General features: G+C 36.4%; 11 protein-coding genes and 1 pseudogene. 11 read left to right on the forward strand and 1 reads right to left on the reverse strand.

All coding sequences use genetic code 11. The features are described from left to right. The first annotated feature begins 20 nt into the window (after positions 1-20). From ORH16_RS15340 to ORH16_RS15350, 3 genes are read left to right on the forward strand one after another with little or no spacing between them, the layout of a single operon-like run. Positions 21-650 carry a DUF624 domain-containing protein gene (locus tag ORH16_RS15340; RefSeq protein ID WP_265459729.1) on the forward strand — a complete coding sequence of 210 codons (630 nt, stop codon included), beginning with the start codon at positions 21-23 and terminating at the stop codon, positions 648-650. Between the two features lie 18 nt (positions 651-668). After that, a complete protein-coding gene (locus tag ORH16_RS15345) occupies positions 669-2,417 on the forward strand; it encodes a glycoside hydrolase family 35 protein (RefSeq protein ID WP_265459731.1) in 1,749 nt (582 codons plus the stop codon). Positions 2,418-2,445: 28 nt separating this feature from the next. Beyond that, positions 2,446-3,087: an SGNH/GDSL hydrolase family protein gene (locus ORH16_RS15350; RefSeq protein ID WP_265459732.1), complete on the forward strand. Its 642-nt coding sequence runs from the start codon at positions 2,446-2,448 to the stop codon at positions 3,085-3,087. 624 nt (positions 3,088-3,711) lie between these two features. On the opposite strand, the gene ORH16_RS15355 is transcribed toward ORH16_RS15350, so the two are convergent. After that, positions 3,712-3,861: a hypothetical protein gene (locus ORH16_RS15355; RefSeq protein WP_265459733.1), complete on the reverse strand. Its 150-nt coding sequence runs from the start codon at positions 3,859-3,861 to the stop codon at positions 3,712-3,714. A gap of 492 nt (positions 3,862-4,353) precedes the next feature. Between ORH16_RS15355 and ORH16_RS15360 the strand changes: the two genes are divergently transcribed. From ORH16_RS15360 to ORH16_RS15390, 8 genes and pseudogenes are all read left to right on the forward strand, one after another. After that, a complete protein-coding gene (locus tag ORH16_RS15360) occupies positions 4,354-5,406 on the forward strand; it encodes an LLM class flavin-dependent oxidoreductase (protein WP_265459863.1) in 1,053 nt (350 codons plus the stop codon). 6 nt (positions 5,407-5,412) lie between these two features. Next, complete coding sequence (locus ORH16_RS15365) at positions 5,413-5,979, forward strand: NADPH-dependent FMN reductase (protein ID WP_265459734.1); 567 nt, start codon at positions 5,413-5,415, stop codon at positions 5,977-5,979. A 1,175-nt stretch (positions 5,980-7,154) separates the two neighbouring features. After that, positions 7,155-7,298 (forward strand): annotated as a pseudogene (locus tag ORH16_RS18955) (phage integrase SAM-like domain-containing protein); the annotation flags it as partial. Between the two features lie 84 nt (positions 7,299-7,382). Beyond that, a complete protein-coding gene (locus tag ORH16_RS15370; protein WP_265459735.1) occupies positions 7,383-7,946 on the forward strand; it encodes a site-specific integrase in 564 nt (187 codons plus the stop codon). Positions 7,947-8,272: 326 nt separating this feature from the next. Then, positions 8,273-8,998: a helix-turn-helix domain-containing protein gene (locus tag ORH16_RS15375; protein ID WP_265459736.1), complete on the forward strand. Its 726-nt coding sequence runs from the start codon at positions 8,273-8,275 to the stop codon at positions 8,996-8,998. A gap of 228 nt (positions 8,999-9,226) precedes the next feature. After that, positions 9,227-13,567: a pectate lyase-like adhesive domain-containing protein gene (locus ORH16_RS15380; protein WP_322597310.1), complete on the forward strand. Its 4,341-nt coding sequence runs from the start codon at positions 9,227-9,229 to the stop codon at positions 13,565-13,567. A 50-nt stretch (positions 13,568-13,617) separates the two neighbouring features. Then, a complete protein-coding gene (locus ORH16_RS15385) occupies positions 13,618-13,935 on the forward strand; it encodes an LPXTG cell wall anchor domain-containing protein (protein WP_265459738.1) in 318 nt (105 codons plus the stop codon). Further along, entirely contained in the window at positions 13,932-14,741 is an 810-nt protein-coding gene (locus ORH16_RS15390; RefSeq protein WP_265459739.1) for a WxL domain-containing protein, read from the forward strand. The genes ORH16_RS15385 and ORH16_RS15390 overlap by 4 nt, the downstream gene beginning before the upstream one ends. Positions 14,742-14,751: the final 10 nt, after the last annotated feature.

Raw genomic sequence — 14,751 nt, forward strand, 5'->3', positions numbered from 1 at the left:
AAATCACGGAGGAATAGAAAATGGAAAGACGAAATGTTATTGATACGAAAATCTATCAAATTTTAACTAGAGGTTATCAATTAATCGTGTTAAATTTGCTGATGCTTTTATTTTCTCTTCCTCTGATAACAATAGGAAGTGTCTTGGCTTCGGGATATGAAATTTCCTTTAAAATGCAACGTCACCAAGAAAAACATTTGGCTAAAGAATTTATTGAAATGTTTTGTAAAAATTTTAAAAAAGCAACAATCAGTTGGTTGATTTTTTTACTAGGGCTAGGCGGAGTTTTTGTTTTTTCTGGAACCATCCAAGCTACTTTAAATGTTGGTGGTCTTGTGAGATATTTAATTCTGCTGCTTGTAACTGTCTATATTTTGGCCTTTCTATATGTATTTCCGTTAATTGGTTATTCTGAAAACAGCGTAAAGGCGCATTTTGTTGTTGGGTTGGTCATGTCATTTAAAAATATGGGACAAAGTATTTTAGTATTCTTAATCTTTGCTTGTGCAGTAGTGTTGCCACTATATATGCCAATGACTATCATTTTGGTACTTTTTGTCGGAATTTCTTTACCAGTATTCTTGAACTCAATCATTTTTAAAAAGGTTTTTGAAAAATATCAGTTCAGTAATACACAAGAGAGAGATTAATTATGAAAAGGAGTCAGTATGGGAACTTTTGAAATAAAAGAAGATTTTTTATTAGACGGTCAGCCTTTTCAAATCATTTCTGGGAGTATTCATTACTTTAGAGTAGTGCCGGAATATTGGCTTGACCGCCTTGAAAAATTGAAACTAATGGGATGCAATACTGTAGAAACCTATGTGCCTTGGAATTTGCATGAAGCTCAAGAGGGAGTATTCAATTTTGAAAAGGGCTTGGATTTGCGGCGCTTTATCCAGACTGCTCAACAGGTCGGTCTCTATGTAATCTTACGCCCAGCACCATATATTTGTGCTGAATGGGAATTTGGTGGTTTACCTTATTGGCTGCTAAAAGATCCTTTCATGAAAATCAGATTTAGTTACCCACCTTATTTAGAAAAGGTGAAAAACTATTTTGATCGGCTTTTCTTGGAATTTATTGACCTCCAAATTGACCAAGAAGGGCCAATTATTTTAATGCAGGTTGAAAATGAGTACGGCGGATATGGCAATGATAAAAATTATCTATACCAACAAGCTCAGCTGATGAGAGAACTTGGTGTGACAACGCCCTTAATAACTTCAGATGGCCCTTGGCTAGACAACTTGGAGAACGGCTCGATTCCTGATGTTGCACTACCAACAATCAATTGCGGGTCCAAAATTAAAGAAAACTTCCAAAAATTAACAATTTTTCATGGAGAAAAACGACCTAAGATGGTCACAGAATTTTGGATTGGCTGGTTTGATGCTTGGGGGGATGAAACTCATCATCAAACGGATAGATTTGATGCAAATCAGGAGTTAGCAGATGCGTTGCATGAAGGTTCTGTAAACATCTATATGTTTCATGGCGGGACAAACTTTGGCTTTATGAATGGAGCAAATTACTATGAAAAATTAGCGCCAGATGTGACTAGCTATGACTACGATGCGCCCTTAAGCGAATCAGGGGAGATTACCCCGAAGTATTTAGCTTTTCAAAAGACCATCTCCCAGTTTGTTTCACTGCCTTCTTTTCCATTGAGTACAACGATTAAGAAAATAAATTATGGTGAAATTAAGTTAAGGGATAGCGTCTCATTAGTAGCTACTCTATCCAAAATTAGCCAACCAATCTCTTCACCTTACCCAGTCTCGATGGAGATACTAGACCAAGGATACGGTTATATTTATTATCAAAGTGAGATTGGGACAGCTCGAAAAATTGAAGACTTTCGTTTGATAAATTGCAATGATCGTGCTCAAATCATGTTAAATAATCAGCCTTTATTCACTCAGTATGACAAAGAAATTGGTGAGAAAGTTGCGTTTGATTTAACAGAGTCAAAAAATACATTAGGTATTTTGGTTGAAAATATGGGGCGGGTGAATTATTCGGTAAAAATGAATCATCAAACCAAAGGGATTCGTGATGGTGTCATTCTCAATGGTGCTTTTCAGAGCCAGTGGCAAATCTATTCTTTGCCGATGGACAATTTAGAGAAAGTCGATTTTTCTGGGGATTTCATTTATGGTACGCCTAGCTTTTACAGATTTACCTTCGACGTGACTGAGATTGGCGATACCTTTATTGATTGTCGTGGCTGGGGTAAAGGTTTTGTTACTGTGAATGGGTTTAACATTGGTCGCTTCTGGGAAATTAGCCCGCAGGAGCGATTATATATACCTGGTCCTTTGTTAAAGTTAGGTGAAAATGAAATTGTTATTTTTGAAACAGAAGGAAAATTTGGCAATAAGATTGTACTTTCAAATGAAGCTAAATTAGGATAGAAATCATAAATTACGAAGGAGTTAGCATATGTTTGATAAACGTAATCGCCTAGTGTTCGTCGGTGATTCTATCACTGATTGTAATCGCAATTACAATACAACAGTTGGTGCTGTCGATTCTCTAGGGCAAGGGTACGTTAGTTTGATTAATGCTTACACCACAGCATTCCATCCTGAAAAAGAGTTGATGATAATTAATCAAGGTGTTGGTGGTAATCGAGTAACGGATTTAAAAGCACGTTGGCAAGATATTTTAGATTTGAAGCCTGATTATTTAACAATTATGATAGGGATAAATGATGTCTGGCGTCATTTTGATAATAAATTTACCCAGATAGAACAAGTTAATAAAACACTTTTTGAGCAGACTTATACGGAACTTATCATACAGAGTTTAGCCATACATTCAAAGATCATCTTGCTATCTGCATTCATGCTAGAAGCAAATAATCTTGATCCGATGAAACAGATGGTCGCAGAATATAATGAAATCACAAAAAAGATTGCAGCTAATTTTTCATTGACATATATTGATATTCAAGCTGAAATGGACAAATTTACAGCAATTCAATCCTCCTATGCTCTATCGTCAGACCGTGTACATCTGTCACTGCCTGGACATGCAATTATTGCAAAATCTTGGTTGGAAGCTGTGGATTTGGATAGATGAAATGTGGCTTCATATTAGCGGCATAGTTGATGACACACTTACTTGTTTTAAGGTGCATCAATTAACAGCTTTCATAAACTCGCCACAAACGTTTCTAAATTTTACAATATAAAGTCCACAAAAAATTTATAACTTCAAGTTATTATGAACTCATCCCAATAAAACAAACCCAATAAAACACTTTTTCATTTTTTACTCCTAAACCCGCCAGTCCCCGCTAGCGGGTTCCTTTTGTCCTTGAGAAAAAGGAAATTTTTCTGAAGAGCAACAGGTCGCATACAGTTCAACTAGGAGTGAAGCTGAAAATGGTATAAGAGTTGATGAAAGTTGAACTAGCATCCTAGCCCATCGGTCCCCGCCGATGGGCTCCCTTTTTGTCTTCAGAAAAAAATTTTTTCTAAAAGTAAACGGCCATACACATTTCAACTAAAGATTGATTGGAAAATTGTTTAAACATTTAAAAGTCAAACTAGCATCATAAGCGGAATTTTTTGATTCCTAGCTCATTTTTTTGGGGATTCAGCGGAGAAGTGTCAGTTTCATGGCAAAAAAATAAGCATCTGCCTTTTTATCGGTAGATGCTTTCAGTACGAATAGCTGTTGTCCATTAGAGGTTTCCACTCCTTATGCGATTTTTTCTAATTCAAGTACTGCATTTTCAATGGTGGTGCCAGTCGCAAATTTAGATTCGTCTTCTTTGTTAAAAACAATAAAGATATTTAATTGTGTATCTAAAGTCACTCTGTATTCCACGTTGTTGTTAGTGAATGTCATATCCATTCTCCTTTCTCTATAGTGACGAAAGGTAACGATAACGTTCATAGCGAAATTCTATAAGCTTATCATAACATAGGAAGAGGAAATATACATTTTTGAAGATTGGGGACATCTTCATCCAATAAATGTTCCCTCTCGGTTGGTGAATTCAACCTCATCAATCAGGACGCTTGTAGACTAAACGAGCTTAAACCTCATGAAATTTCAGAAGGAGGAACTGTTTTTGAAACTTATTTTTTACAAGATAAATAATTTCAAAAAATGCTGCCTATTAGGTTAACTGAGAAGCTGGGTAGCGTATCAAGGATTCTTAATCCTTTCACACCTGAATGGTATTGCGGCTAAGCTTAAAGTAAATGAAAAAGAAAATCCATTTTTTAATCCTTGAAGAGTTCCAAGCATATCGTTTAACTTACTTTTAGTTAGAAGGTATACTGAAAAAGAAGCTGAAAGGAAAGAGGGATAGTTGTGACTAGAGAAAACGAGAACATGATACCTTACTTTGATAAAAGTAAAGGGATGGAATTTGGAATTTATACTTTAGGAGATCGTTTGCCAAATCCTCACACTGGAAAAATGATTTCTGAGAAACAACGGCTTGACGAGCTAAAACAAATGGCGATTTTGAGTGAACAAGCAGGCATCGATGCCTTCGTTCTTGGCGAAAGTCATCAGGATTATTTTGTTTCACAGGCCCATGCATTAATTTTAGCCAATATTGCCGCAGCAACCAAGAAAATAAAACTATCTAGTGGCGCAACAATTATCAGCACTTCTGATCCTGTTCGTGTATATGAAAATTTTTCAACATTAGATTTACTTAGTGACGGGCGTGCTGAAATTGTCGCCGGACGCGCATCTCGTGTCGGTCTTTTTGAGTTGCTAGGATATGATTTGGCAGATTATGAGGAGTTATTTGAAGAAAAGTTTAACCTGCTACTGGAATTAAATAAAAATGAAGTTGTAACATGGAATGGAAACTATCGAAAACCTTTGAACAATGCTCATGTTCTTCCTCGACCATTTGCTGAAGAAATGCCGATTTGGCGAGCTGTCGGCGGAAATCGTGCCAGTGCAATTAAGGCAGGTTTCGCTGGTGTACCAATGTATATGGCCCATCTTGGCGGCATGGCACAAATTTTCAAAACAACAATTGATTCATATCGCTTAGCGGCCAAAGAGGCGGGCTTTGATGAAACCTCATTGCCCGTTGCAACAGGTGGTTTTTTCTATTTAGCAGAGGACACCAAAACGGCTTTGCAGGAATATTATCCCCATATTAATGAAGGCATGGCTAAAACAAATGGCCAGGGATTCCCAAAACAAGCTTTCGCTCAAGCTTATGATAGTAGAAGCATCATAAATGTTGGTTCCCCTGAAGAAATCATTGAAAAAATTTTATACCAACATGAAATGTTTGATAACCAACGTTACATTGCTCAAATTGATTTTGGCGGCGTTCCTTTTGATAAAATTCAAAAAACGATTGAGCTAATTGGGACTAAAGTATTGCCTGCTGTAAAAAAATACACAAGGAGTTAACATCGAATGAAAATCGCCCTACTCTCTTCTTCAATTGTTGGTAGTAAAACACGAAATGCACTAGCTGTTGTGGAAGAAAACTTAAAAACCACTTATCCTGAAGCTGAAGTAACCCTATTAGATTTAAAAAACTTGAATCTACAGTTTAGTGATGGCCGTAATTATATGGATTATACCGGAGATACTGGTTTGCTTACCAAGACCTTGATGGATGCAGAGGTCATTATTATTGCAACACCAACGTATCAGGCATCTATCCCAGGAACACTAAAAAATATTTTTGATCTTCTACCTCAAAAAGCATTTTACAAAAAAACTGTCAGTTTCATAATAACTGCCGGCTCTGCGAAGCATTTTCTTGTAGCGGAAAATCAATTAAAACCGATTCTTAGCTATATGAAAGCGAATCTGCTTCCTTATTATGTATTCATTGAAGAGTCAGACATTGTAGGAAACCAGATTATCAATGATGATGTCATCTTCCGTCTGCGTAACTTTGTGCAAGATACCATGGTGCTGTCTAAAACGTACCAAGCCATCTGGCAAGAGGAAGAAGAGCAGTACGATTTTTAAAAAGAGACGTCCCTTGTAAATAAGTTTGTGAGCTTGATACTTTTATGATTATTGCGAAGAGAAATGGAAATTACAGCATCAAACTTAAACATTTCAAATTAGACTGGCAGCATATTATAAAAAATCATAATTTTTGAGAAATAAAACTCAGTGTAACACTAAACCCCTAGAGAGTATGGCTTCTCTAGGGGTTTTTGAGATAGTATTGGCAAGGTTATTGAAAATAGTCTAATGGAAAACCAATCAAAAGGTATCCTTCAGGACTTAATGGTTTCAGTTGTTTAAAGTAATAATGAAACAGGTTGTGTAAATTTCAATTTGTTTTACAAATGTTAAAATAACAGATGAATTTTAATATAAAAACTATTGTTCTTTTTCTTTGTAGAGTATAAACTAACGAAGTTGTTTTATTGTGAAGAATTAGATTAATAGTCAGCTAAATATAGTTTATCTAAATTCTTACAACTAACAATTGTAGGAAATAATTTCCCACAGAGTTAATCACCGAATCTATATATTACAGTTTAAGTGCAGATTCTTCAATTGTCAACACTATTAAAAAAAATATTTATTATTTTTGACGGATTATCTGAATTTTGAAAAGCTAAAGGTTCTTGGTAAAAAAATACAGCAAACTATTTTAAAAAAATTAAGAAAAAAAATTGCATACTGAATTGTGAAAAATATAGTATTCAGAAAAGATACTAAGTCGTCTTCGGTCTAGTATAAAAGTGTTGCTTTTTTTGACTTTAAATAACCAATATTTTTTCTTTTTTGTGAAATAATTATGCTAAAAAAAAGCCTATCCAATTTTACGCCGTCAAAAAAATAGTCAGTTAGAAAGGATGTTCCTCAATTAGTAAACGTGGGAAAAATATTTATAAAAGAAAAGATGGTCGTTGGGAAGGGCGATACATAAAAGATCGCACTTCAGATAAAAAAATAAAATATGGCTATGTTTATGGGAAAAGTTTTTCTGAAGTTAAAAGCCAATTAAACATACTTCAAGCAAAGCATATCTGGATACCCAATAGTTTTTCAAAACTGTCTAATATTAAGTTTGAAGATTGGTATAGTAAAAGTTTTCTTCCATCAATAAGGAATAGAGTAAAAATTTCTACTTATTCGAACTATCTTAGGACAAGTGCCACCTATATATTACCTTTTTTTCAAGGATGCAAATTTCTGATATAACAGACCAAGTTTTACAGGAATTCGTGACTTACCTGTCCAGAAAGGGACTATCTGTAAATACTATTCGTTTAATCTTAAGCTTGGTTAAGCAGTCGGTAAACGAGGCATATTTTCAAGGACTGATTACTAATAAGATTGAAAGGAAAATTGTTTTACCCAGAGAAACGCCCAAAAAGGTGCATGCTCTCCATCTATCTCAGCAGATTGTATTGGAATCACTTGCAAGAAACGATTTACATGGATTGCCAATCCTTCTTTCTCTTTATGCCGGCCTGCGCATAGGTGAAATAAGCGGGTTAACATGGGAGGATATCGATTTTGAACGTAATTTACTGCATGTTAATAAAACTGTTGTCCGGATAAAAGCGACAGGTATGTATGAGAAAAGAACTCAAGTCATTGTAGACAGTCCTAAAACGACACTATCAAATAGAGTTGTTCCTCTAAGTAAAAAATTGAAGGAATACCTAGTTGCAGAAAAAGCAAAAGGATATTCAAAATACCTTGCTTTTACCAAAAATGGCTTTGCGGAACCAAGAGTTATCAACTATAGGTTTAAGAAGCTAATTAAGTATACTGATTTTGCAGATGCCCACTTCCATATGCTGCGTCACACTTTTGCTACTAGAGCAATTGAGCAAGGGATGGACATTGTGAGCTTGAGTAGAATTTTGGGACATCAATCTGCTAAATTAACATTAGATACCTACAGTGACTCTATGATAGAGCAACGTCAAAGCGAGATACTTAAACTTGATAACATTTTCAATTAACAGTTTTTCAGCATCGCAAAATTGGTGATAGCAGAAACTATTTTTAACTAAATGCTTATTTTCAAGAACTGGATTAATTACCAGTTCTTTTTTTTTGCCGTCAAAAACCCCGTCAAAGATTTAAAAAATCTATTTGCTTATTTGGCTAAATGCCTATATTTCCTACAATTGTTAGTTATCAGAAAAATATGACTTTTATATAACACACGAATACTAGTGTTTAGTTTCTATATAGTCAAGTTTTATGTGTTATACATTTAGAAATTTTAAATATTTTATTGCCAAAATTCAATTTTAATTAAAACAACTTGTAGTAGGAGGAATAAATGAAACAAATTCTTTTTTTAACTCAAAATCTCTATACAGATACTGACTGGCAAGACAAGTTTCAAAAATTAGGATACGAAGTTTTCTGCTCTAGTCGGATTTTAGATGATTTTTTGAGTAAAAAAAATTTTTCACTATTCAACTATTTTCAATATTTAGTTTTTAGTGAAAGTATTTCAAATATGAATGTTCAAAGGATTATTAAAAATCTTGAGGGAAAAAACATTGTTCTCTTTAGAATTGACAACGAAATAATCTCTTCAACTGATTCAAGTGTGGAGGATTGTCAAGAAGAAGTTTATTTTCTAAATTCAAGAATGTCAATTTCGGAAATTCGTGAATTATTCAGTAAAACTCACTTAAATGAACCCCTCTTGAGTTCTAATCAAATAAGTAAGTTTGCGGCCGAAGCTGACTATATTTCACCTCGATTAATAGGTCTGTTTTTTTCTAGCCTATCCAAAAAGGAACAAGAATTTATTAGAATCCTTTTTGACAATAAAATTACCTTTGTTCAACGTAAAGATTTATGTAAAGAGCTTTGGGTTCAAGGTGCTTCGAACTCAACTTTAACGCAGTTATCACAAATCATGGGAAGAGTTAAGGTGAAACTCAAGCAATTTGATTTAAGTGACTCCCTTATAGAAACTCATTGGACTAAGGGTTATGCGTTGAAGCCTGCTTTGTATGAAAGTCTTGAAGTTTTTTTTCAAGACTTTAAGTGACAAGCAGCACATTTTAATATGTGTCACAGCAGTAGCCCTTTTTAAATAAATTTTGACTAGGGTGAAAAATCTCTTATTGGAACCAGGGTAAACATCTAACCTTATAGAAAGGGGGAATGTTGGTTATCTTGGCAACCATCAAATGATATTGAAAAGTTGCTAAAGAACAGTTAACGAAAGGTTGTTTTAAAAGCAAAGGTAATGGGACAGGAGGGAAGAGTGAATGAAATGAAAAATAAACGTAAACAATTGTTTTTATGGATTAACTTAATCGCTGTACTATCTGTACTTGCTGTAGCAGTGAACCAGATCGCTACTGGTGCAATGGAGAAAACTATAAATCATACTCAGTTAAGTTTGTCATCGAGTGAAGATTTGACTAGTCTAAAAACAGGGGAAGGATTTCAGGTAATTATCTCTAAAAACTCCGATGTCAGAAGTACAGCAGACTCTTCAGATGACAGTCCGGTACAAACTGGCGATTCAGATGATGCATTAAGTTCAAAGTCGCATCAATGGACAATGGTTTTACCTGAAGGGATTAGTTTCGATGAAGCGACAGAGAAAAAAAATCTTCAAGATTTTGATGAACCAAAACCCAATTTTAACTATGAAGAAAAAACAAGACAATTAACAATTTCTGTTGACTCATCTATTAAAGAGGTACCTATATTCCTTATTGCTGATCAGGAAGGGTCATATGAGTTATGTGTATCGGATGCAAATCTTGATAACGTAAAATCAAAAAAAACTGAAGTATTAGTTAATGACAGAGAACCGAGCTTGGACAAACTGCAGTCTGAACGTTCGGGATTATCAATCAGTCCTATGGCAGAAAATACAGCCGTTGTGTCAACTTGGGATGAGTTTGTTACAGCTTTAGGAACGCAGAGCATAACTCAAATTACGTTAGCAGGAGATATAACTGCATCGAATAAAACCAATGTTGCTGGGGTGTTTACTGAGACTGACGCAAGTGTGGGTACGAATGATTCAATTCCTGCTGCTTTAAGAGGATATGATCCTACAAGTTATGAGTATTTCTATGTTCAAAAAGATGTCTCTAGGAGTCTGGTCATTGAGGGTCAAGGAAATACCTTTGATTTTAATAATGTTGCTATCGGATTTGCCGATTCTTCTGATACATCTGGAGCTTCAAACGGGTACTGGAATATCAAAATGCAAAATATTCATGTTGAGTCAACAAATCCTTATGCACCGTTTTATTATCCAAAATTGAGGTATGCGGGAGAACATGGACTCACTTCTACAGGGTTATCACAAGCTCGGTTGACGTATGGTAATTCAACAAGTGCAACAGACCTTAATGGAAGCGATTATACACATACAAAATACGTTAAAGACATGGGTGAATTTTTTATTGCTTATGCCAACCGCAGTGTTACTAAAATCCAATTAGTTGACGATATTGTTTTTCCATCTGGTAGTGGAACACGAATTGATTATCAATTACCTAGATTAGCTGATAACGCTGCGACCAATGTCTTCACCGACACAACAAAGACGAATGATTCTAATGGAGCCGTCTTTGTATACACACAAATCACAGGCGCTGCTCGTGCAGTTACGATTGATGGAGAGAAAGCTGGTGGCAAGCGATACACAATGGATTTTGGTGCAATAACACTATGTGTATCAGCTAATAATAATACCCTTGAAGATTATAGTGGCAGTGACAATTTGCGATGGTACCAGACAATCCAAAATATTAATTTCTATCATGGAAATTACTGGGGTCCAATTGAAATCCAAGATTTAAGTGATCAATATGAAAAAGATTGCTGGCAAAGATTTGTAAATGTGACAGATTATGGCGCGCAATTTTTGCAGGCACAGTCATCTGTATTATATCTTGCTGGAGATATTCATTTAGAACAGCGTGAATATTATCAAGCTGTAGATAGTGACGGTCAGCCTCTAAGAACTGATGGAATCAATTATGCTAGTTCGACTGACAGCTCTTATTGGCGGTCAAATGATATTCGAAATCAAACATTAGGTGTTTGGTCTACCACTATTGAAGATAACGCAAATGTTACTTTGTCATCTTTAGGTGGTCCCGTACTTGACCTCTATGAAGGTGGGAGTGGATTAGAGATTGGCGAGAACGTTACTCTTAATGCTACTCGAGGAGGTAATGCTACTTCTGGTGATGGAAACGGGGCAGTATTTAGTCTACGAGGCGGCAGTGTTTCAGTAGGGAAAGGTTCAGTTGTAAATTTAACGTCTACTAATACTTCTAGTCAAAATGGAGTTCTTAGTTTAAATTCTAATTCGGCTGCCATTGACATTGAAGAAGGAGCAGAAGTTAATCTGTATCGGACGAACAGCACGAATGGCGGAAATGGTAATACCAGTAATCCCATTTATATGAATAGCGGTGGATCCATTAATGTCAATGGTTCATTAAATATCTATGGAACTGGAATGGGAAATTCTTCGACTGACATGATCTATTCTTCATCCAGTGTCAACTTTGTTATTGGTGAAAATGGTAGCTTAGATGTTCAAAGTGATAGTACCAATAGAGATCAGTATTTGCTTCGTTTTGGAAGCGGCTCTACATTTAAATTTGCGGATGCAAAACGAGTAAATCTTCAACGAACTAATACATTGAGCGGTGGATCAGATACAAATAATGGTTTGATTTACTACAGTGGTGAACTTGATGTGTCTGTCCAAAATGTTTATCAGTGGACTCTCAATAATATGAGCATTGGTAATGATGGAGATATTGATGGTGGATTTACATTTGAATACGCACCGATGTCCAAAATGTTAATAAACTATTCTAATTATACAACTAGCATAACATCAGCTAATTCGATGTATTCCGCAACATTAGATAGTTTCTATAAAAACTTTACTACAAGAGGACAGCAAAGAGTGCTTTTCACTCAGATACCTAATCCTAATGTATCAATCCAAAATGAACCGAATGACAATCCAGACATGGAAGACTCCTATATCGTTAAAGGCTATGCCAGACCAGGCTCTTATATTCGTCTATGGGAGGAACCTTTGAATGGAACGACTTCTGCCAAAAGTATCGGCACAGGAGATACTGTTCTTTCTCCAGTAGAAGATCCGACGATGGCAGAAATAACGCGACTAAATTACACGTTTAAGGTACCAGAAACTTCTGATGGAAATTGGTCAATCAATCTAAAAGATTTAGGAATTAATGAGACATTTACTGCTGAGAATATTATTCACGTATATGCGTTTTACAATTTGAAAGAAGAAGAAGTAACCAAGGTAGTTTTAGATAAGACTCCGCCTGAAGGAACGGGCCTAACTTACTATAGTTACATCGGGGATGCGTTACCTGAGGCAAGTGACTTTGTTGATATTGATTCTGTCACTGATACTAATCCGTTGATGCAGATATTTACGTATGAATACGTTGATAGAGATTCAGTAGAGACTGCTTTAAGCGAGGGTACTTCTGATACGGGAATTCCGGTTCAAATTTATGTGTATGACAACGCTATGAATCAAGGAATAATTAACGCAACCTTGATAGTTTATGACAGTCAAACGGGCATCAGTGCAGATTCACCGCTTGAATTTTCATATGTAGATATCCGTGAAATGACCGATGCAGAGTTAAGTAGCTATATTCTCAATCATTCAGATGTTAGTGCATATAGTATTGTCAATGGTGTGAAAACCGAATGGACGGATCCAACTGATTTTGTAGTGACTGATTTAGGTGGTTTAGCTGGCTTAACGGGAATTACTCCAAACGTAAATTACCCGGTAGAAATTACATTGCCTACAACAGTTTCTGGATTGTCAGCAGCATTGTCTACTTCTATCAACGTACGCATTATTAATATGAATTCTATCTTAACAGTAGAGTTTGTAAACGAAGGTGGTACTGTTCTTAGCGGCTATACCTTAACTGCTGGCGAAGCAGATATAAACGATATTGTAACGGATATTTATGTTGGAGATGTAGTGAATTTGAAATCGACAACCTATCAGCTTGTACAAGATCAATTAGCTGCTTTGGAATTAGCAGGTTATGAAATTACAACCCGCCCACCAGATGAGGAAGCTTTAAATATTACAAATGTAACACAGACGGTCCAATATATTGTGACTGGGCAAGTCTTTTTAGAATCAAGTCCGACAACACTAGATTTTGGCTCTATTGATTACACTGCTGAAAGGCAACGTATTAATGCTCCTTCAAAAGTGGGAGATGACTTGGTCGTTGCGGACACCCGTGCCGATATAACAACGGGATGGACCTTACAAGTGGCTATTAAGGAAGAAATGAAAAATTCTGGTACAGGTTCTATTATGACAGAAGCCTTGCGCTATGTTCGCGGCGATAACGATGAAATCACGTTGAATGGTGGAAACCAGAATGTATACGTGAGTACAACAGGTGGACGATTAAATGTCACGGGGACTTGGGGACCGGAAGAAAACGATTTGGGTCTCAAGTTAGAAGTGAATCCGTCTAAAGTCTCCGGTAGTCAACTTGGAACATTCTCAGGAATTGTAAAGTGGACAATTATTCCGGGACAACCGTAGAAGGGACGAGAGATAAATGAAAAAAAATAAGTTTACTCCTCGGACTGTTCGTGGTCATCATCGGAGTTTATTGGAGCGGTCCACAAGTTTTAGCTGCAGGAGATGCGGGAGGTCAAGTTCAAGTTGATGGACAAATTACGTTTTATGAAGATTCCACTGAGCCGAGTAGTACAACAAGTGAGAGTTCGAGTCTATCTACATCTACAACAACGAGCGAAGAACTACCTAGCACAGGAGGCGGAAAGTTACCCAATACTGGAGAAACAGTTCGTAACTTTAGTTTAATCGGTGGAGGTGTCATCCTCTTGGCACTATTATTCTTCCTTTACCGACGAAAAAGGGAGAATGAAAAGGAGGGGCAAGCATGAGAAAGGAACGAATTGTTATTACTTCTCTTTTGACAAGCTTGTGTATCTGTTCGGTGGTACTTAATGCAACCTATGGACAAGCAGCTTCCTCATTAGACGGTCAAGGATCGGTATCTGTTGTAGGAACAGAGACGACACCTCCAAAAGATCCAGAAAATCCTGGTGTAGAGGTTGATCCTGGACCAGGACCATCTACAAAAGGTGATCTGCGTATTGATTTTGTGTCAAGCTTAAACTTTGGAGCGATAAAGATTACAGAAAACAATCGAAAGTATGATTCCTTAGCCCAGCTATTCCACAGTGATACTCCTGCTCGTGGATATTATATCCAAATTACTGATCAGCGGGGTGGCACAGAAGGATGGAACTTAACGTTGAAACAAGAAAGACAGTTTGAAAGCAGGATTATTCAAGACCTAGAGCATCAACAATTAGATGGGGCTGTTCTATCCTTTGATAAAGGCTGGGCAAATTCAATAGACAGCGGGACTCCAACAGTGACCCGCGACACATTGGCTATTAATCAGATGGGAACAGCTTATACAGTTGCCACAGCAACCAGCGGTCAAGGTGCTGGTGTTTGGCTAATCTCATTTGGGGCATCTGGGGAGAATAATGCTAATCAAGAGAATACACTGACTGCTGTGACAGATGAAAAAGGTGAACCAGTTCTTGATGCAACTTATAATAAACCAGTTTATCGGAACTCAGCAGTCTCATTGTCTGTTCCAGTAGCAACAAAAATTTATCCAGTTCAGTATACAACAACCTTAACATGGACATTAGAAGCTGGACCAACAAGTTAAAACAGGTACC

It is taken from the genome of Enterococcus sp. HY326, assembly GCF_026157065.1.
In the GTDB taxonomy this organism is placed as follows: domain Bacteria; phylum Bacillota; class Bacilli; order Lactobacillales; family Enterococcaceae; genus HY326.

Coding starts and splice junctions, on each gene's coding strand:
- ORH16_RS15340 (WP_265459729.1), top strand. CDS start 21: ATGGAAAGACGAAATGTTATTGATACGAAAATCTATCAAATTTTAACT.
- ORH16_RS15345 (WP_265459731.1), top strand. CDS start 669: ATGGGAACTTTTGAAATAAAAGAAGATTTTTTATTAGACGGTCAGCCT.
- ORH16_RS15350 (WP_265459732.1), top strand. CDS start 2,446: ATGTTTGATAAACGTAATCGCCTAGTGTTCGTCGGTGATTCTATCACT.
- ORH16_RS15355 (WP_265459733.1), bottom strand. CDS start 3,861: ATGACATTCACTAACAACAACGTGGAATACAGAGTGACTTTAGATACA.
- ORH16_RS15360 (WP_265459863.1), top strand. CDS start 4,354: ATGATACCTTACTTTGATAAAAGTAAAGGGATGGAATTTGGAATTTAT.
- ORH16_RS15365 (WP_265459734.1), top strand. CDS start 5,413: ATGAAAATCGCCCTACTCTCTTCTTCAATTGTTGGTAGTAAAACACGA.
- ORH16_RS15375 (WP_265459736.1), top strand. CDS start 8,273: ATGAAACAAATTCTTTTTTTAACTCAAAATCTCTATACAGATACTGAC.
- ORH16_RS15380 (WP_322597310.1), top strand. CDS start 9,227: ATGAAAAATAAACGTAAACAATTGTTTTTATGGATTAACTTAATCGCT.
- ORH16_RS15390 (WP_265459739.1), top strand. CDS start 13,932: ATGAGAAAGGAACGAATTGTTATTACTTCTCTTTTGACAAGCTTGTGT.